Origin of the sequence: Sediminibacterium sp. (genome assembly GCF_030695065.1) — a bacterium.
GTDB lineage: Bacteria > Bacteroidota > Bacteroidia > Chitinophagales > Chitinophagaceae > Sediminibacterium.
The window spans coordinates 305,191-325,308 of record NZ_JAUYTR010000009.1; the positions used below are offsets into that span (position 1 = coordinate 305,191).

The window sequence follows — 20,118 nt, forward strand, 5'->3', positions numbered from 1 at the left end:
AGGTAAGTGTTTATCTTTTGAAAAAAGAAAAACAAGCACTTAACAATACAACAATTAAAGCACCTGCTACATTGAGCCATAAAAATCCAAGTCCTATGATATTATATTTATCTAAAAGGAATAATAAAATAACCAATAACTCACCTATTACGGCAGCCCTAAATACGGCAGTACCCCCAATCTTCTTCATATAAAAAGCAACCAAAAATATTCCCAGTATTACTCCATAAAATAAGGAACCCAACACATTTACTGCTTCAATTAGACTTCCCATTCCGGTTGCAAACTGTGCAGTAATAATGCAAAAGATACCCCAATAGAATGTGTACCATTTAGACAATCTATATTCTCTTAAGTCTTGAGCAACCGAGTCACTCAATTTCTCTTTTTTAGTAAACCGCTGATGAAAATCAACCATCGTACAAGAAGCCAATGAGTTTAATGCTGCAGCAATTGAACCCCAAGCAGCTAAGAAAATAATAGCAATTAATAATCCTACTAAGCCACTGGGCAAAAAGTCTACCACAAATCGCAAGAATATATAGTTGGTATCATTGGTATCAGAACCTGGTACGGCTTTTTTAATAACAGCTTTATACTCATTTTTAATGACCGTTAATTTAGCTGCGCCTTTAGCAACACTGTCTTTAATTGCAGTTGTTGGTTGCAAAACATACAATTTACTATGGGCTTGCTGTGTAGCTTGTTGATCATTAAAACGATACTTTATTTGTTCTAATGAATCTTTGTAGGGCGTTAGCATAGCTTTGTCTTCCGCAGCCTTATTAAAGAATACTGGAGAAGGATTGAACTGATAAAAGGTGAATAACAAAGCTCCTAATAGAAGTATTAAAAATTGCATAGGCACTTTAACCAACCCATTCATCAATAAGCCAATTTTACTTTCTTGTTCAGATTTAGCAGTTAAATACCTTCCAACTTGAGACTGGTCAGTTCCAAAATAAGACAATGCTAAAAAGAATCCACCAATAATACCGCTGATTAAATTATAACGATCCTTCCAATCAAACCCATTTTCTGTAAATCCTGTCGTAATTACATTCATTTTTCCTGCTGCACCACTTACTGCAAGCGCTTCACTAAATCCAACATTCTCAGGTAAATTAGATACAATTAAATAACCTGCAATAAACATCCCTATGAAAATGATAATCAATTGCAACTGTTGGGTATAGGCAACCGCTTTTGCTCCACCCGAAACAGTATAAACAATTAACATTCCTCCCATCACAATATTGGTATAAAAAATGTCCCACCCCATTAATGATGATAAAATGATAGAGGGCGCATAGATGCTAATACCTGTTGAAAGGCCTCTAGATAATAGAAACAATGAGGAAGTAAACACCCTTGTTTTTAAATCGAACCGTTGCTCTAAAAATTCGTAAGCAGTAATTACTTTTAACTTGCTAAATAATGGAACAAAAGTGATACACAAAACCACCATGGCTATTGGAATTCCAAAGTAATATTGAACAAATCGCATTCCATCTGTAAATGCTTGTCCCGGTGCCGATAAAAAAGTAATCGCACTAGCTTGGGTGCCCATAATACTCAACAATACAATATACCAAGGCATATTTCGGTTACTTAAAAAATAACCTTCCATGTCTTTGCTGGTTCTGCTCTTGTAAACCCCATAAGCAATGATGCCCGTAAGCGTGAGAATTAAAATGACCCAATCAGCTGTTCTCATTTAAATAAGTTTGTAAACCAATCAAAAAAAAGTATTTGGGCCAATAAAACCAGTAACACAAAAATGTACCAGCTTTTCCATGACTTAAATATTGGTATTTTCTCTTTCATCTTTTTGATTTAGAACTAAGTAAACCACCCCCTAGTAATCCTAAAGCTAATCCAATTAACAATCCTGCTTTTACGTTTTTTAAAAATAAGCCAATGACCACTCCTATAATCACTAACATAAAAAAACTTATTTTTTTTCTTGGTTGCATAACTTATTTATTGGGAGCCATTGATACCAAATTAGCTAATAATTTATAGCTGCCAGCTACTCCCGCAGGCAATTGCCTGAACAATACTAAACTCACATAAGTAAAATTGCCTTTCCCATATTTTGTAGTTACTAAACTACCGTTTGTGGGTTTGTCATTCGTATCATTCATTTGCAATATTGATTCATAAGGTGCTTTAACAGGCTCCATCTGATAGGTACTTCTTTCTTGCACCCAATTATCAAAGTCTTTATCTACAATTTTATTGGGGAAATTTAATATCGGATGATTTAATTGTAGCATTTGAACAGGTGCCTTTTCTTCGGTAACCCGTATATTAGACATGGTAAAATCATAAGGTCCAACTTTTACTCTTTTGTTGCCAACCAAGTTACTTTTTAAATACTGAACAATCAAATGCCCCCCTTGCTGAATATACCGATTGATTACTTCATTCTTATTGGTCAACCATTCATGAATATTATATGCCCTTATACCTACTACAATAACATCATATGCAGCTAATTTAGTTTCAACAATATCTGATTCAGATAAAAACTCAACTGTATGTCCTAATTGCAATAGCGCTTCTGGCACTTTATCTCCGGCACCAACAATATATCCAACACGCTTAGGGATAGATTGAATTGGTTCGTGTATCACTCTTGCTTGATCTTTATATAAGTAATTGATAGAAGGAATATGGTCGTATTTAATGGTTTTAAGTAATTGGTCGTAAGCATAATTTTTCCCGTTAATAGTAAATTTTATTTCTGCATTAATATTTTCCGGTTTTTGCTTTACTAAAGCTGTATTTAAATTAACTGCAAATGGATAAATATTCCCAGCTATAAAATTCATTGTAGAATCTTTAGAATAAAGAAATTTCTCTCCTTCTTTCAAGCTAATAGTAACTGGAATATTAGACAAAGTGAAATTGGTTTTAAATTGTAACAATAAAGCTGGAGTAGAAAGATTTTTTTTGTTAGGCGTTTGTACATTGGTAAGCAACACATTTTTATCTAATTCTACAACAACACGCGGAATTACATTTAGTGGCTGAAAAATTTCTCCTCTCACCAAATCTACTAACTTGAATTGAATAGGCTTATCTACAACAAACTCAATTCCATTTAAAGAAAATATAAACTGTGCAGTAAAAGGCGGAAGTGAATTAGCCCTTCCAATAAACTGATAATTAGACACATCAAAAGTACCCATATCTTTCATTGGCGCTGCCAACCAATATGGCTGAGAAACAGGCTGATCTTCAGAAATAGAATAAGCATAATTAATTGAATAATTAGTATTGTTTTGCAATGTCTTATTGATGCTAGTATCGTACCCAACACTATTATTAGAAAGGAGTTTTATTCTACTTAATTGTATAGATGCATCACTTCGTTTATTTACTAGAAATTGTATGCCCAATTTTTCTCCAGGTACTGCATACTCTGATTCAGTTGTAGCTTCAACGACTATTCCAGAACAGGCTATTATGAGTGATTCAATTTCTTTAAGCTTTTGCTCTTTCCAAATTCCATTATACGAAAGGGCTTTAATTTGTTGATGTAATTTTACTAATTCAGTAATTGATTGTGCTGGTTGTACAAAATTAAATTGTTGAATAATTTGCTGAATTGATTGTTCAATGGCTTTACCAGCATTTGGAATACGACTCCAATCAGTTGCAACTCCTTCCATTAAACTATTTTTTGCGGTATCTCCTGCAATTGTAGTAAAGTATTCAAATACTGGTCCTTTTCTTCTTGGTCTTCCTTCGCCCTGACTCTTATGCATACTTCTTGCTTCTCCTCCTACTTCGCCATAACTTTGGCCAAGGAATGGATTAAAAACACCTGCATCAATTTTCAGTTGATTTTCATTGGTAGTATTTGCACCTCCAAAATTAAATGTATTCCAAAGCAATCTTTTGGCTTGCCAAACACTTACTCCTTGAGTTAACTGTTCAGGAAATTGATTGGGGTCAGCAGCTGCAGTAAAAGCCTCTATAGATAAAACAGCAGAAGAAGCGTGGTGTCCATGACCAGCTCTTGCGTCTGGTGGGAATCGGTTGATAATAATATCTGGCTGAAATTTTCGAATAACCCAAACCATATCTGCTAATACTTTTCTTCTATCCCAATATTGAAGTGTTTCATTGGCTGTTTTGCTGAACCCAAATTCATAGGCACTGGTGAAATATTGTTCAGCGCCATCTATTTGACGAGCTGCCAATAATTCTTGTGTTCTAATTAACCCTAATTCAACTCCTTGCTCAGGTCCAATTAAATTTTGGCCGCCATCTCCTCTTGTTAAACTTAAATAAGCTGTTCTATATTTTTTCTCTCTTGCTAAATAAGGAAGCAAACTATTGTTTTCGTCGTCTGGATGAGCTGCAATATAAAGTACACTTCCTAACACTTGCAATTTTTGTAGTTGTTGAAAAATGGCAGCACTTCCATTCAATTCTGGATTTTGTGCCGTTAATTTAATTGGAGCAATTATTGAAATCCCAACAAAAAAGAGAACAATTAATGAACGCATTGCAGTCTTAATTAGCATATTCAAGCATTTATCGTTTTAACGAAGATAGCTATAGTTGGCTTTGTGGGTTTTACCATTTAAAAAAAACATGATGAGTATCATATTGGGAAATATATCTACTCATATTTGATAAAATAGCTGAAAAATAACTTTGTTCAAAATTTAAAGAAATATGAAAAAGATTATTGCAGTTACCTTGTTTGCAGCATTAAGTTTTTCGGCTAATGCACAGAAAAAAGGATTACAAGGCATCACATTTGCCACATCACAATTTGGTTATACCCAAACTAAAACGGGCACCACTAAAAGCACTAATTTTACCCTATTACCTATTATTGGAACTTTTGTGTCTCCATCGGTTGCAATTGGCGCGGGTATTGGAACTTTAAATATTAAATCGGTGAATGGAGCAACCACCACTGCTAATACAGGATTATTCGTTTTTCAACCTTTGGTTAGAAAATATTGGAACGTAGCAGGAAGTATGTACTTTTTTGGACAATTAGCCGCACCTTTTATTAGCGGAAAAGAAAAACAAAGTGAATTAAAAGTTAGTCAGTTTGGCTTGGCTGCTTCTGGCGGCTTAGACATGATTTTAGGGAAACATTTTAGTGTAGAGTTTTCCTACAATTTAGCCAACTTTTCTGTAACCACTTTAACTCCTAAAACTGGCAATAAAACAACAGTTACCGACTTTTCACTTGCACATGTTGCGAATGTAGAAAATGTATACAATGGGGCATTAGGTGGTAGCAATCCTACCCTAACTACTCCTTTGTCATTTGGGTTCAAATTTTTGTTTTAGCTTCTACTCAATCAATCATATCTAACCGGTCAATTTAACTTGACCGGTTTTTTTATTTCAAAAGGTCTCGTTTATATGCAACAACCAATCAACAAAATGGCTCTACTATCTGTAAACATGGTTAATTTGCACACGAACCCAATAACTTATACTTAATGATGTACCACTTTGGTAATTGGAATACAAAAATCATATTAAAACTTTTGGCTACTGTTTTATTTTTTTTGGTGGGAATTGCGGAAACATTTGGACAGAATAGACAAAAAATACCCATTGATGGTAATAGATGGTACCAATTAACGAATGTTGAAAGGGGATTACAACAATTATTTGATGGAGACCTTTTTACGGCTGTAGATGCCCAATTTGATAAAATAATTCCTTTACACGAATCTTATTACCCCCTTTTAAAGGGTGAATCAATGGTTATTGATAGTATTCGTTTTTATGATTGGAATGGAATCAGTACCAAGCCATTTACACTTTACATAATAGATAGTAATTGGAATAGAAAAGCAATTGCTTCTTTTGACGGGTCAAAATATGATCGTTGGGTTGGCCCTTACCCAGAGCGTCCTGATATTATTAAATTAGATGTTGCTGCAAGAAATATTATGTACTTAATGATTATTGCTGAAAATGATTTCCCTTCTGAAATTGAATGCTTTGGTTATTATACTCCGCCAGCAGCAACTACCCCTGTTTTAAAAAGAAAAATCCCACTATCAAACTTGTTAGGAGTTAACGGATACGAATGGAATTTTTCTGATCCACTTACAGACCCATTTATTATTGACCCAAAAAGATTAAATGCAGTAAAATCATTCAGTGGATTTAGACATTATTTAGATTGGCAAAAATTAGAATACAAGCAAGGAAGCTATACATATAGCCCTACTAGAAGTGGTAGCTGGAACTATGATGCTATTTACGAAACTTGTTTAAAAGAAGGCATCACCGTTTTGGCCTGTTTAAAAACCCTTCCAGATTGGATGCTTAATTCTTATCCAGACAGTTTGAAAGACTTAGAAAATAATCCTGTTTTTTATGGTAAAAATTTAAATGATCCTGCATCTTATATTGATCAAGCCAAATTAGCATTTCAGTTTGCCGCTAGGTATGGAAAAAATAAAACAGTAGATCAACAATTATTGAATGTGTATGATACTGCCCGCTGGACAGGGGATGAAATAAACCAAGTAAAAGTAGGTCTTGGACTAATTGAATATATAGAATGCGAAAACGAAAGAGATAAATGGTGGAAGGGAAGAAAAGCATATCAAACTGGAAGAGAATATGCAGCCAATTTATCTGCATTTTATGATGGTCATAAAAACACCTTGGGTATTGGTGTGGGTGTTAAAAACGCTGATAGCAGTATGAAAGTAGTGATGGCAGGCGTTGCCTTAGCCACAACCGATTATTTCAGGGGAATGATAGATTGGTGCAAGGAATTTAGGGGATATAAACCCGATGGAAGCGTTAATATTTGTTGGGATATCATCAATTATCATTTGTACACCAATAGCAGTAACTTAAATAGAGCTATAGCACCCGAATTAAAGTCTAGTAATACCAATGCTGACTCCATTGCAAAAGCATTTATACAATCAGCTGCAATTTATTTGAATAATATGCCGGTTTGGGTAACTGAAACAGGTTTTGATATCAATCCCAAAAGCCCCAACAAAGCCATTGCTATTGGCAATAAAACAGTTTTACAAACCCAAGCTGATTGGATTTTAAGAACCGCACTTTTATATTCCAGAAATGGTATCATGAAACAATTTTTTTACCAATTGGAAGATGATACTCCAGACTCTGAACAACTATATGCTACGAGTGGCCTATATGGAGATCAATTAAAACCTAGACCAGCTGCTGATTTTATTAGGCAAACAAACCATTTATTTGGATCTTATTATTATAATCAAACTTTAAATACAGATCCTATTGTAGATCAATATGTACTAAACGACACGAGCTACATATATGTGATGTATGTACCTGATGAAAAAGGCAGAACCGAACTATTTACTCTAGACCTAGGAAATGCGGATTCGGCTTACTTATATAGCCCCATTGCTGGAATGGAGAATATGCAATTGAGTAAATTAAAAACAACGAATGGTAAAGTGATTGTTACTGCAACTGAAACTCCTTTGTTTGTAAAAGGAGTTGGTTTTATAAGCCAACTTCCAAATGCATCAACAGGAATAAAGGTTTTCCCTAATCCAGTTAAAAATACCCTGACCATTCAGGGATTACATAGTGGAATCAATCAGCAAGTAACGATCTTTAATTCTTTGGGGAAAACCATCACAAGAGGAACAACGGCAAGTAATACTTATCAGGTAAATACGGGTTCGTTAGCTGCCGGCATTTATTATGTTGAAATCAGGAATAACCAACAAAAGCAAACCTTTCCTTTTATCAAAACAAACTAGAAAGCCCTAAAATGCAAAATGCCACATTGAAGTGGCATTTGCGGACCGGACGGGACTCGAACCCGCGACCTCCGCCGTGACAGGGCGGCATTCTAACCAACTGAACTACCGATCCGTTCCTATTTCCGACAGGTTATGTCGTTTTTGGGATTGCAAAGATAAGGGGAAAACACTTTTTGAAACAAATCTTTTCAAAAAAAAAAGCAATGCCTATTTTTACCGTCAAATCATATAATATGCCTCAATACCCCAATAGACAATTTCTTGATTTTGAAACCCCCATCAAAGAGTTATATGAACAAATTGATGCGACTAAAAAGTTAGCCGAGAAAAATCCCAAAATAGATTATACCAATACAATTCAACAATTAGAAGATTCCATTTTAGAAAAAAGAAAGGAAATCACGAGTAATTTAACTCCTTGGCAAAGGGTTCAACTTAGCCGTCACCCAGATCGGCCTTATACCTTGAAATACATTGAAAAAATGTGTACCAATTTTGTTGAGCTGCACGGAGACAGAAATGTGAAGGACGACAAAGCAATGGTGGGTGGGTTTGCTCAATTAGACGGAGAAACGGTGATGATAATGGGCCAACAAAAAGGGGTGAATACCAAAATGCGTCAAATGAGAAATTTTGGTATGGCCAATCCAGAAGGTTATCGCAAAGCCCTTCGACTAATGAAATTGGCAGAAAAATTTAACAAGCCTGTTATTGCATTGATTGATACTCCTGGTGCTTTCCCAGGCCTAGAAGCAGAAGAAAGAGGACAAGGAGAAGCCATAGCAAGAAATATTTATGAAATGATGCGCCTGAAAGTTCCAATTGTTATTGTCATTATTGGTGAAGGAGCTAGCGGTGGGGCTTTAGGAATAGGTGTAGGAGATAAAACCTTAATGATGGAGAACACTTGGTATACGGTGATTTCTCCGGAGAGTTGTAGCTCTATTTTATGGAGAAGTTGGGATAAAAAAGAAGTAGCTGCAGAACAGCTAAAACTAACGGCCAACGATATGAAAGGATTTGGTTTGGTAGATGAAATTGTACCAGAACCATTGGGAGGTGCACATTGGGATTATCAGGAAGCGGCCAATATATTAAAGGGCTGTATTCAAAAAGCCTTAGCTGAATTTAAGACTAAAGAACCAGCTGAAAGAGTTAACGAACGTATAGACAAATATTGTAAAATGGGATTCTGGGAAGAATCTACTATCTAATAGAACTATGAAAATTCAAGAGCAGCTAAGGGGTACAGGTGTTGCCGTTATAACACCTTTCACCAGTGATAATAAAATAGATTTTACTGCACTAGGCAAGGTGATTGAGCACTTAATTATTAATAAAGTAGAATACCTTGTACTATTGGGCACTACAGGCGAAACGCCAGTTTTGTCTAACCCAGAAAAAATAGCCATATTAGAATATTCATATGATTTGGTGAATAAACGTGTGCCAATTGTTGTAGGAATTGGGGGCAATGATACAGCAGATTTAATTCATGATTTAGCCAACTTCCCTCTAGAAAAAGCTGCGGCCGTATTAAGTGCTTCACCGTATTATAATAAACCTTCTCAAGAAGGTATTTTTCAACACTACAAAATGGTAGCAGCAGCCTCTCCTCTTCCTATCATCTTATATAATGTACCAGGAAGAACAGGCCGCAATATGAGCGCGGCAACTACGCTTAGAATAGCCAATGAAATACCCAATATTATTGGAATTAAAGAAGCTAGTGGAGATATGCAACAATGCATGCAAATTTTAAAAGACCGCCCCAATGACTTCTTAGTATTAAGCGGAGATGATGCATTGGCTTTACCTCAATTGGCATGTGGCATGGAAGGGGTAATTAGCGTTGCAGCTAATGCCTTCCCGCTCGAATTTGGTGATATGGTTAGAGCTTGCTTGAATAACGACTATGTTAAAGCCAGATCAATTAATAACCATTTAATGACCCCTTATGATTTAATGTTTGTTGAAAACAACCCAGCTGGTGTAAAAGCATTTATGGCCATTCAGGGATTAATAAACAACCAACTTCGAATGCCCAATGTTCCATTGAGCGAAGGGATTTTTAATCAAATTAAACATTGGATTAAGCAGCAAGATTAATGCAATTGAACCTATTTAAGTACATTGGGTTATTCAATTCAATGTTATGTATAAATTGGCGCTTAAAATTGCATCTATCCTCGTTATTATAGCCGTACTTATTTTTTTTATTTATGTACCGGGCTATATAGATAAGTCTATGAACAAGGTTCAACTGAGGATCAAAAATCCCCCGAAAGTTGAATGGTATGATTCAATTCCTTTTATTGCCGATTTACATTGCGATCAATTATTATGGGATCGAGATGTATTAAAGGAGCATCAATATGGGCATGTAGATGTACCTAGAATGCAAAAAGCCAATATGGCTTTACAAGTATTTAGCATTGTCACTAAAACTCCTAGAGGTATTAATATTGAAAATAATACGGCAGAAACAGACAATATTACTTTGCTGGGCATTGCACAATTAAGACCATTTAAGACATGGTTCAATTTAACGGAAAGAGCATTAAATCAATGCAATGAACTTCATAATGCCGCAAAGGCATCTAATGGAAAATTAAGATTGATAACCAATAAAGCAGCTCTCAATCAATTTATTGTAGATAGAACTAAAGACAAGTTAATTACTGCGGGCATGTTGGGAATTGAAGGCGCACATGCTTTAAATAATGACCTAAACAACTTAGATAAATTGTACGAAGCAGGGGTTAGATATATTGGTATAACTCATTTTTTTGACAACGAATGGGCCGGATCTGCCCATGGCGTAAAAAAAGCAGGTTTAACAACAAAAGGAATTTCCTTGATCAAAAAAATGAATGAACTAAAAATTACTATCGATCTTGCGCATGTTTCACCTGAAGCAATTGATGATATTTTAAAAATATCCAAACAGCCTGTCATCATTTCTCATACAGGCGTTCAAGGTGTATGCAACAATAGAAGAAACCTTTCAGACAAACACTTAGAAGCAATTGGCAAAAGAAATGGACTAGTAGGTATTGGGTTATGGGAGACCGCTGTTTGCGGTACCAATGCTGAGGCAACAGCAAAAAGTATTAGATATGTTGCAGACAAAATTGGAGTGACCAAAGTAGCACTAGGCTCAGATTTTGATGGAGCAATTGGCACCCATTTTGACGTTACCGGATTACCGCTTATAGTAAATGCATTACAAAAAGAGCATTTTACTAGAACAGAAATTGAACTTATATTAGGTGGAAATATTCGTGATTTTTTCTTAGCAAACTTACCTGCGAGTAATTAGAAAAATTTTTGAACAAACTCATTCTCTTTCAATTCTGCCAAATTTTCCACACTGAGTGGTTTACTCACAAATTGAGCCACTACAGGAAATTTTTTGGCCCTTGAAAAATCTTCAGGGTCAATTGTTGAAGAAAGAATGATTACTTTGGTATTGGGCAACTTATCGGCAAATAATGGTATGTAGGCTTCTAAAAACTCCCAACCATTCATTACAGGCATGTTGATATCTAATAAAATCAAAGAAGGAGCTTCATCCACTGGCTGTGTACTAGTTGCAAAAAGATCCTTGAAATAATCAAGCGCATCACTACCATCAACAGCAGTTACTACATCGTTAGTAAACCCTGTCCTTTTCAAAAGTAGTTTTGAAATAGTTAGCGAAATACTATCATCATCTACACAAAGGATTTTATTAATCATCTAGCTAAAGTTCTGCTTTTACAAATGGTGTACTAATTGTTACTATTGAAGGTACATTAAAAAAAAATAAACACAAACTATTTTCGTTTAGCTTTTTCCCATAAAACAGATTGTTCTCCAAAGAAATATCTAGCAAATCCAGCAATAACTGCATAATTCATTAAACAAAAATAATAGGGTATAAAGAATACTTTTATTTTAAGTTGCCTTTGCTCCATTACCCACCCTAGTAAAGCTGCTACATAAAAAACCAGCTGTCCTAGTAACATTAACCCGTAGATAGTTGAATAGCCCTGGTTTATTACTAATGCAATATTGATAAAAAAAGCAGAAATCATTAAATAAGGAGTAACTACCCATCGTAAGATTCGATGACTAATATATTCAAAACTTAAAATAGGCTGCTTGAATGGCAAAAGCAAAGCCTTTAATCGAATGGTAGATTGTACCCCGCCGGCAGCTATTCTAATTTTACGTTTTAACTCCTCCCCTGTATTGGCTGATGCAAGTTCAGAGGCGAAAGCATCTGGTTCATACACAATTTTATACCCCTTTAATGCAATATTCATCGATATCATAAAATCGTCTAAAATAGTGTCTGGAGCAACTGGCTCATACAAATTTGTTCTTATACTAAACAATTCACCTGCAGCACCAACCACTGAATACAACTCCGAATCCCATTTTTTTAATTTAGACTCATATTTCCAATAAAAACCTTCTCCAGCTGTTGCATCAGCATTATCATCAATCTGTACTCTTTTTTCCCCAGCAATTGCTCCTACTTTTTCATCTTGATAATGCCTACACATCAATAGAATGGCATCCTTATTCAACATTGTATTTGCATCTGTAAAAACAACAACCTCCGTTTCTACCTTACCCATTGCACGGTGAACAGCTGCTATTTTACCGCTTCTTCCTGGCTCATGCATCCCCAATATTTGAGGGTATTTGGCAATAATCGCAGGTGTTTCATCCGTTGAACCATCTGAAATAAAAACAAATCGAATTTTGTCTTTTGGATAATTTAAAGCCAGTGTATTTACAATTTTTTCTTCAATACAATAAGCTTCATTGTATGCGGCAACTACTACAGTAACAGTAGGGGTATATCCTAAATCAGGAATGACTTTTTTCCCGAATAGTAAAGCTTTAATTTTTAAAAGCAAAAATAAGAGTAATCCATACCCCAAATAGGTGTACAAGATGATGGTAATTGAAATCCAAAAAAATAGTTCCATAAAATAAGTTAAGGCTTATATCCTAAATGATTGCTGTTAATTCCATTAGTTAAATTCCACCAAATAGCCCTTAGAAGTTGTTTGATGAAACCATGATTTTTTTCTTTTAAATAGCTGATAATATTCCTTGGAGTAACTATCAATAAAAAATAAATATAGAAGCAAATGGCTTTGAATAAAGGGGCATTCCTTCTTATGAATAGGATTCGATTCCGATTCATATAATATTCTTTTAGTGCACTTTTTTTGCCAACCGAAACAGATTCTTTATGAAATATAGTTGCCTTCATATTTACCCAAACTTCAAAGCCGTTGTTTCTTATTCTATCTGCCCAATCCAATTCCTCATAATATAAAAAGAAGTTCTCGGCCATAGGACCAGCTTTTTCTATTGCAGCTTTTGTTACCATCATTGCTGCCCCATGAGCAAATCCCGTAGGTCCAACTAATTGATCATATTGACCTTTGTCTGTTTCAAATTGACCAATACAACTATTTCTTGCAGTAATGTAATTCATTGGAGTGTACCCCGCGTATTGAAGCATAGTAGGCTGATCATAATACAACAATTTAGGAGATATTACTCCAATTGAAGGATAACTATTTAATGTGTTTACCAAAGTTTCAATAAGTCCTTCTGTAAACTCAGTATCGTTGTTTACAAAGAATAAATAATCACCAGTAGCAACAGACAACCCAAGGTTATTACCTCCAGCAAAGCCAAGATTGGTTGCTGAACGTATGAAAATTACTTCTGGATACTTAACTTTCCATTGGGGTACAGGATCTTCTTTACTCCCATTGTCTACTACTATTATTTCAATATTGGTATAGCTGTTTTTATCTCGTATTGAATTGAGCAATTCATCAGTTACATAGCTATGATTAAAGTTGACTGTTATTATAGAAACTCTTTTCATTTATCTAAACCTAGTATTAGTAACGTAAATTATCTAAATTAGCGGAGAATGTGAAATATTAGGTAAAATGGCTACAGACAACAGTCAGGTTTTAAAAGTAGAAAGAGTATTTGCTGAACTTTTAGAAGAGTTAGAAAAGCAACCCGTGAGCAAACAAAAAGCTATGGAAATGCAACACCTTTTCTTGCATACAATGGAAAAAACTTATAAGGTAAGTAGTCTGAGCTCTTACCATGATGATGACGCTAAAGGGAATGAAGAAATGGTATTAGATATGGATAAGTTATTAAGACAGCATCGTTCATTTAGTGTCAAAAACTTACCCGATAAAGCCATCAATTGGGCCGCTGGATTAGCCTATTCTGGTGTAGGCTTATTATTCATTACCATTGGGTTTTTAATGATTGTAACCCCAACATCTGCAGAATTTGAAATAGCAACTTTATTTTACTTCAACGAATACGATGGATTCACCGTTTTAGATGCTTTTGCTCTAGTAGTAATCTTTATTGGGATATTCTTTTTTATTAAAGCATTTGTTGCTCAAGATAAAAAAGAGTGATAATTACTGAATTGCTTTATCAATCATTTCAAGAACATCATCATTTGCAGCAAATTTTCTAGCGAAGAATTTTCCCGAATGCATAAACGAATCGAAATCTTCTTTAGTTAATATCTTAGGATTTTTATTCCCTTCCGACCAATCTATATATCTAAGGTTATTCCCAATAATATCTTCTCTAAAGGAAGAATTATATAAAAGAGTTTGAAAAATAAGCTCATCAGGTGCCCAAGTGTAGCGGAAAAATTTTACAATTTTCGGTGAAGAATCTAATCGCTTAATAAGAAAAACAATATGCTTGAGTGTTATTGTAAACCACTGTGATCTACCAACAGGAATTAGGCCATCTGGCATTTTTCTATTTGGTAGAATAAAATTTACTAGATTTTGAATCTTAAACTTACCAGGAAAATGCCAATGATTAAAATGATATTCTTTTACCCTAGAAATAGCTTCTTTCCATTCAGTTTCTACATCCAAACAATGCATAAAAGCTTTACCAGGATTTTCATTCAAAAAAGCATGAAAGTCTTTAGCAGATTTAATGGGATAATCTTGTGCACTGAGCAAATTAACATAGTCTATGTTGAGTCCTGATGAAACAATTTCTTTAAACCCATTAATGGTTGCTTCAACCATACTATAGGTTGCCCATTGAATATCAACTCGGTTTTGAATAAAATGGACATTTTGGTTACTCGCTAAAGCCAATTCAAAATCTTGAATATTCGATTTTAAATCTGCATGAATAAAAAAAACCGTGTTTTGATAAGACAGCCTATTTACCAAACGACACAATTGGTCTGGATTAGCATGAACTAATATAAAATGGGCTACCATCATTTACTACTTTTTTAAAAAATTTTTGCGTACCATTTTTCTAATATTAATATATCCTGAAGTAAATACCAAAGACAATTTAAAGGGTATATGTTTATTAAAACAATAATACCCATAAAATATTCCAACAATTAGGGGTAAACTAGTGGCAAATGCAGCACCGTATAAATTTCCAGTTAGATAAATACCCACAAAATCGCCAATTACATTTACTAATAACATTAATAATACCTTGATGAAATTGGCTTTTGGCTGATGAATAATATCTAACGAAACTGCAATGAAACGATCAATTGGGTAAAATATAGCTAAAACCATCATAATTCTAAGTAAGTTAGCTGCTTCAGAATCTACATATTTCCCTCCTCCTAATAACCCTGTTGCTATATCAGCAAATAAGATTGCGCCTAAAGCAAGGGGAACAAAGGCCAAGGTTAAAGTTCCAGCATACTTTTGTAGAATATAAGCAACTTCCCTTTTATTCCCATTATTAAATGCTTTAGCCAAAGAAGACATTGCTGTAGCCAAGGTACTACGCAATGGAATTTCAATGATTTCCATTAACCTACCTGGCAAATTATAAATAGCTACAGCAGCAGGGCCTAACATATAAGCCACAATAAAAGTATCTGCACTTCTTAACATATTGGCACTTATAGTGGTTCCAACACTAAATTTTCCAAAATGATAAATCTCTTTGACACAATTTTTTGTTTTTGCAAATAGGGAAGATATACCAGACCAACCGGTTAAAATTGCAATGATACTTGCTAAAGACGCAGAAGCAAGATTTACAATAAAAACAGATTGCAAGTTCAATTGATCAAACACAATTAGCGCAACAATGGACAAAATAAAACTGCCTTGAGTAATTACACGAAGAATCAACAACTTATCGAATTTTTGATCTGCTTGTAAAATCCAAGAAGCAATTCCAGAAGGTAAAGTAGCTACAAAGCTTAGTCCAAACCATTGTATAATTACTAATACAGCAGGGTCCTGAAAAGAATTGATAAATGGAATAAAGGCCAAGTTAATTAATCCCATTACCAGCGTAATTAAAATCGCTAAATACCATACAGAACCTAACACTTCATTAGCTCTATCTTTTGAAGTGCCTGTATAAAATTTCACTAATGCAATTTGTAAAAATCCAGTCCTGAAAGTATCTAATAAAACCGCTACAGTTTGAAAGAAAACCCAATACCCAATCTCTTCTACTGTTAATGCCCTATATAATACTGCAACAGTAATCATTGCTAAAACCGACATAGCCCCATTACCTGCAAGAGATAAAAAGTGTTTATTATTGAGCTTATGAATCAGTTTATTCAGCATATAAATTCAAGTAAATAGCTAAAATTAATTAAATATAAGCCTATAAATGCTTTTGAATTGCTTTATATATTTCAGCAACACTATTTTCCCAAGTATGTGTTGAGGCAAAATCCTTTCGAGCATTTTCTAAATCATTAGTATTTTCTTTATGGGCTTTTGCAATTAAATCAATGTATTCTCTAGCCGTTTTAGCCAAATAAGTATGACCACTAAACACCGCTTCCATAAAGGGGGTGCTTGTAGCTACTACTGGTTTACCCATAGCTAAATATTCATCAATTTTTCTAGGATAGTTCCCAATGGTGACTTGACTCACCACTTGAGGATTTAAACAAATATCAAAAGAATGAATATATTCTGGCAATAGTGAAGGACTCTTTGAACCTAAAAAATAAACATTACTTAATTCATGAAGTTGACTTTTCAAAAACATTTCATCTTCAGGGCCGACCAATAAGATACTCCAATTAGGTTTAGCTTTTGCAATTTCAACTAAAAGTTCAATATCTAATCGCAAGCCACTTAATGCCCCTACATATCCAATTTTAAGCCCTTTAATTTGCTGAACATCAATAGGCAATTCAGTGGAAGTGTATTTCATAAATAAATCTAACTCACATCCCTGCCCTACATAATAAGAATGCGGATTGTATTCCCTACAGTAATCGGCTAAATAGGTAGAATTTGCAACACAGATATCCGAATCAGCTATCAATTTAGGTTCTAACTTTTCACCATGTCTTTTCCAATAATCCACCGCCAACATATAATCACGAGAGTAATAAACCGTTAGTTTTGGCTTTAACAGTTCTTTTAAATGAAAGCTCCTAAACATATCATTGTCATTAAACAAAATATAATCAGAAAAGCCTAGTGTTTGAATTGCGTTTAAAATAGATTTTGCAAATCTTTCATTATTAATTCTATTTAAATACTTAAAAACAGTATGAATTTTAATCCAATTAATCGACTCTATAATAGTGTCAGGATAAAGATTCCACATAGAGGGATTTATTTGAACAAGCCCCGACTCTTTATGCTTGATTATATTATTTCTTTTCACAATTTTCGGGTCAGTTGACCCTTTAATTAAACTCACTCTATCCAATGCTGAATTCACATAAAGTACTCTGTTATGCTTACTGAATTCTAATGCAATGTTTTTACAATTACTTCCAATTTCCACATCCCAAGGTTGCTGACCAACAATGATAATATCCCTTCCTGTTAGCATAGTGAAATTTTATTTTTGAGTAATGAGTTGTTGCTGTTCATTATCTAATCGCTTTGTAATAACAATAATTGCAGCTACTAAATAAAACAGCGTATTAGAAGGAAACTGTACTATAGCTTCTTGTGGATAATTTCCAACATGATAAGCAAATGCAACTAGAATCATTGCCAAACAAATGGATTTTAATGTTGGATCTTTAATCGTATAATAATTATTAATACCCTCTTTTAAAATAATAAACATTAAGGTACAAAAAACCAATAATCCCAGCCATCCTGCTTCTACTGCAACCCTAACATAACCACTATCGGGAGGGAAATTTGCTAAAAATGAATTAGGAGAAAAACGCTTACCCCACATACCTGTTGAACCAAGTCCACCACCTAATGGATGACTCTGAATAAATGGTTGAATACGTTTCTGATTGATTTTTCGCACATTAAAAGAGGCGTCATCGGATGGTTTAAATGCAGTTTGAAATCGATAAATTGTTGGGTTACTGGTGGGCACAAATATTAAAGCTGCAAAACCAATTGCCCCTACTAAAGCCCCAATCATTACTTGCTTGTTAAACTTTAAAATTGAATACAGGGCCAAAGCAACTGGCGGGAGAACATATGCACCTCTAGTACCAGAAAATAACATGGAAGTAAAACAGAGAAAAAGCGTTATACCCAATAATATTTTTGTCCGTTTCGAAAACGGACCAGATAATAACCCTATACACATTAATCCACTTACCACCATATTATAAGAGAAAGCAACTGGATCAGTAAAAATGGAGAACTTTCTCCATTGCCCTCCAATAAAAAGCAATCCAGCAATTTCAGGATCAGAATACAACCAAGCTTCTTCGAAGGAAGTGAAACCAATAAACTGTTGCTTATATGCATATAATGCGGCAATTACTGATAGTCCAAGCCATACCTTTAGTACTAATTTTAAAAACTGAATAGTTCTAATATTGTATAAGAAAACAAAAAAAGTAAGCATGATTACTGCAACTGAACGTACAGTATAAACCCAAGCCAATTTAGATTCTGCTGTTGGATTAATTACTTCAATGAAGTTGTACAAAATCCATATGATAATAATAACACTAATTGGGCCCTTAAATAGCGCCCAATTTGACTGCTTTTTCTGTTGAATAAATATACCTAGAATTAATAAAACTTCCATCCCATCCATCAAAGTACCTAAAGGGAAGTCAATTATATTCATCCTACCAATAAACATGATAAAATATGCTGCTACAATAAAAGTTAGTACCCCAAATTCAGGATAAAATATAATCCCGGCAACAAATGGAATACCAATCATTAAGAGTACCAATAAAACACCAGGCACCATCCCTAATTTTGCAACAACTATTGAAAAAAATATTGCCGCCCCAATAAAAATCAACAACCCAAAGGGGCCGCCCATTTTATTGACAAGAAAAAAATCATGAAGTACGGCAAGCAATCCCCTCTTCTTTTTATTTTGTCCTATCGGTATTTGAAAAGGTTCTTCCATTATAGAAACAATAATTTAACAAAGAAATAGTACACACTTACACCAGCAAGAGCAAGGGCAGCCAACCTAGTTAAATAGTCTAACCGTTGTTGGTCATATACTTCTTGCTCCTCTTTTGTAAGTCTTTTAGTAGCTGGCTTTGTCTTCATTCTAATTTATTCAAAGAATAATAAAGTTATTCCTATTTAGGTATAAAAAAGTAATTCAAAGATTGCTGACCTGTGTAATCTATTAATTTCTTATTGCTGATTATTTTAACAGAGTAACCTAAATTCTGCATTAATTCAATACAAGCTTTTTTACGGGCATTATCCCATAATTCTGCCATCACGATAGGCTTATATAATTTTATTAATCCAATAGTGCCCTGCAATACAAAGAACTCGAAATTTTCTACATCTACTTTTATACCAGTTACCGGATATTCAATCTTTCCAATTAAATCAGCATCTAAAGAAACCATTTGAACTTGTTCTTCTAAAAAATTAGTCAACAAATTAGCATCTTCTCTTTCTACCGCAACATCAATAAAACTCAACCCTTGTTTTTTCACCCCACTAATGATTGGTGTTTTAATAGTAACCATGTCATTGGTATTGCCAAGTGCTAATTGTTTTACCAACACATTTTGAACCTTAAAAAACCGAACAACTTTTGTAATTATTGATGACAAAAGTGAAACTGGCTCATAGGCAATAATGGAATAGTTCGGGAACTCTTTGGCAAAAATAACCGTGGTATATCCAACATTCGCTCCTGCGTCTATAATGGTGGAGGGTTGATTTGATTTAACTAATTCAATGAAAATATTGAAATCGGCATCATCTCTTAAGAGACGATATTTTAATGTTCTATAAATACTAAAAACAAACAAATATGTCTGGTAACCCAAAATTTTTTGAATAATTAGTTGAAGAAAACTTTTGAGTTTTTGTACCATCTGAAT

At 34.3% G+C, this 20,118-nt stretch carries 18 protein-coding genes and 1 tRNA gene; 6 read left to right on the forward strand and 13 right to left on the reverse strand.

Going from position 1 to position 20,118, the window contains the following annotated elements:
* Window positions 1-10: 10 nt before the first annotated feature.
* From Q8S25_RS03620 to Q8S25_RS03630, 3 genes are all read right to left on the reverse strand, one after another.
* Complete coding sequence (locus tag Q8S25_RS03620; RefSeq protein WP_305534965.1) at window positions 11-1,717, reverse strand: sodium:solute symporter; 1,707 nt, start codon at window positions 1,715-1,717, stop codon at window positions 11-13.
* Window positions 1,718-1,823: 106 nt separating this feature from the next.
* A complete protein-coding gene (locus Q8S25_RS03625; protein ID WP_295186030.1) occupies window positions 1,824-1,976 on the reverse strand; it encodes a hypothetical protein in 153 nt (50 codons plus the stop codon).
* A gap of 3 nt (window positions 1,977-1,979) precedes the next feature.
* Window positions 1,980-4,541 (reverse strand): PIG-L family deacetylase, encoded by a 2,562-nt coding sequence (locus tag Q8S25_RS03630; protein ID WP_305534967.1) that lies wholly within the window; start codon window positions 4,539-4,541, stop codon window positions 1,980-1,982.
* A gap of 154 nt (window positions 4,542-4,695) precedes the next feature.
* On the opposite strand from Q8S25_RS03630, the gene Q8S25_RS03635 reads away from it, so the two are divergent.
* Both Q8S25_RS03635 and Q8S25_RS03640 read left to right on the forward strand, forming a co-directional pair.
* Entirely contained in the window at window positions 4,696-5,328 is a 633-nt protein-coding gene (locus Q8S25_RS03635) for a hypothetical protein (RefSeq protein WP_305534969.1), read from the forward strand.
* A 155-nt stretch (window positions 5,329-5,483) separates the two neighbouring features.
* A complete protein-coding gene (locus Q8S25_RS03640) occupies window positions 5,484-7,775 on the forward strand; it encodes a T9SS type A sorting domain-containing protein (RefSeq protein ID WP_305534971.1) in 2,292 nt (763 codons plus the stop codon).
* 41 nt (window positions 7,776-7,816) lie between these two features.
* On the opposite strand, the gene Q8S25_RS03645 is transcribed toward Q8S25_RS03640, so the two are convergent.
* A tRNA-Asp gene (locus tag Q8S25_RS03645) sits at window positions 7,817-7,890 on the reverse strand.
* Between the two features lie 91 nt (window positions 7,891-7,981).
* Here Q8S25_RS03645 and Q8S25_RS03650 point away from each other — a divergent pair.
* Genes Q8S25_RS03650 through Q8S25_RS03660 form a run of 3 tightly spaced genes read left to right on the forward strand, consistent with a single transcriptional unit; the run spans window position 7,982 to window position 11,100 of the window.
* On the forward strand, window positions 7,982-8,992 hold the full coding sequence (locus tag Q8S25_RS03650; protein WP_305534973.1) for an acetyl-CoA carboxylase carboxyltransferase subunit alpha: 1,011 nt from the start codon (window positions 7,982-7,984) through the stop codon (window positions 8,990-8,992).
* A 7-nt stretch (window positions 8,993-8,999) separates the two neighbouring features.
* Window positions 9,000-9,887: a 4-hydroxy-tetrahydrodipicolinate synthase gene (gene dapA / locus Q8S25_RS03655; protein ID WP_305534975.1), complete on the forward strand. Its 888-nt coding sequence runs from the start codon at window positions 9,000-9,002 to the stop codon at window positions 9,885-9,887.
* A 46-nt stretch (window positions 9,888-9,933) separates the two neighbouring features.
* A complete protein-coding gene (locus Q8S25_RS03660; protein WP_305534977.1) occupies window positions 9,934-11,100 on the forward strand; it encodes a dipeptidase in 1,167 nt (388 codons plus the stop codon).
* Here Q8S25_RS03660 and Q8S25_RS03665 read toward each other — a convergent pair.
* The 3 genes from Q8S25_RS03665 to Q8S25_RS03675 form a co-directional block, all read right to left on the reverse strand.
* Window positions 11,097-11,519 (reverse strand): response regulator, encoded by a 423-nt coding sequence (locus Q8S25_RS03665; RefSeq protein ID WP_305534980.1) that lies wholly within the window; start codon window positions 11,517-11,519, stop codon window positions 11,097-11,099. The two genes, Q8S25_RS03660 and Q8S25_RS03665, sit on opposite strands and share 4 nt — an antisense overlap.
* Window positions 11,520-11,596: 77 nt before the next feature.
* Window positions 11,597-12,763, reverse strand: a complete 1,167-nt coding sequence (locus tag Q8S25_RS03670) for a glycosyltransferase family 2 protein (protein ID WP_305534982.1) — start codon at window positions 12,761-12,763, stop codon at window positions 11,597-11,599.
* 8 nt (window positions 12,764-12,771) lie between these two features.
* Window positions 12,772-13,683, reverse strand: a complete 912-nt coding sequence (locus Q8S25_RS03675; protein WP_305534984.1) for a glycosyltransferase family 2 protein — start codon at window positions 13,681-13,683, stop codon at window positions 12,772-12,774.
* Between the two features lie 67 nt (window positions 13,684-13,750).
* Here Q8S25_RS03675 and Q8S25_RS03680 point away from each other — a divergent pair, with 67 nt between their 5' ends.
* On the forward strand, window positions 13,751-14,245 hold the full coding sequence (locus Q8S25_RS03680; RefSeq protein WP_305534985.1) for a hypothetical protein: 495 nt from the start codon (window positions 13,751-13,753) through the stop codon (window positions 14,243-14,245).
* A gap of 3 nt (window positions 14,246-14,248) precedes the next feature.
* Here the strand turns inward: Q8S25_RS03680 and Q8S25_RS03685 are convergent, their stop codons facing one another.
* The 6 genes from Q8S25_RS03685 to Q8S25_RS03710 are packed head-to-tail and all read right to left on the reverse strand — an operon-like array spanning window position 14,249 to window position 20,112.
* On the reverse strand, window positions 14,249-15,088 hold the full coding sequence (locus Q8S25_RS03685) for a beta-1,6-N-acetylglucosaminyltransferase (protein WP_305534987.1): 840 nt from the start codon (window positions 15,086-15,088) through the stop codon (window positions 14,249-14,251).
* A 3-nt stretch (window positions 15,089-15,091) separates the two neighbouring features.
* Window positions 15,092-16,423 carry a lipopolysaccharide biosynthesis protein gene (locus tag Q8S25_RS03690; protein WP_305534989.1) on the reverse strand — a complete coding sequence of 444 codons (1,332 nt, stop codon included), beginning with the start codon at window positions 16,421-16,423 and terminating at the stop codon, window positions 15,092-15,094.
* Window positions 16,424-16,463: 40 nt separating this feature from the next.
* Window positions 16,464-17,657, reverse strand: coding sequence for a glycosyltransferase (locus tag Q8S25_RS03695; protein WP_305534991.1), 1,194 nt, complete (start codon window positions 17,655-17,657; stop codon window positions 16,464-16,466).
* Between the two features lie 9 nt (window positions 17,658-17,666).
* Window positions 17,667-19,172 carry an O-antigen ligase gene (locus Q8S25_RS03700; protein ID WP_305534993.1) on the reverse strand — a complete coding sequence of 502 codons (1,506 nt, stop codon included), beginning with the start codon at window positions 19,170-19,172 and terminating at the stop codon, window positions 17,667-17,669.
* A complete protein-coding gene (locus Q8S25_RS03705) occupies window positions 19,172-19,321 on the reverse strand; it encodes a hypothetical protein (RefSeq protein ID WP_305534994.1) in 150 nt (49 codons plus the stop codon). The genes Q8S25_RS03700 and Q8S25_RS03705 overlap by 1 nt, the downstream gene beginning before the upstream one ends.
* A gap of 32 nt (window positions 19,322-19,353) precedes the next feature.
* Window positions 19,354-20,112 carry an FkbM family methyltransferase gene (locus Q8S25_RS03710; RefSeq protein WP_305534996.1) on the reverse strand — a complete coding sequence of 253 codons (759 nt, stop codon included), beginning with the start codon at window positions 20,110-20,112 and terminating at the stop codon, window positions 19,354-19,356.
* Window positions 20,113-20,118: the final 6 nt, after the last annotated feature.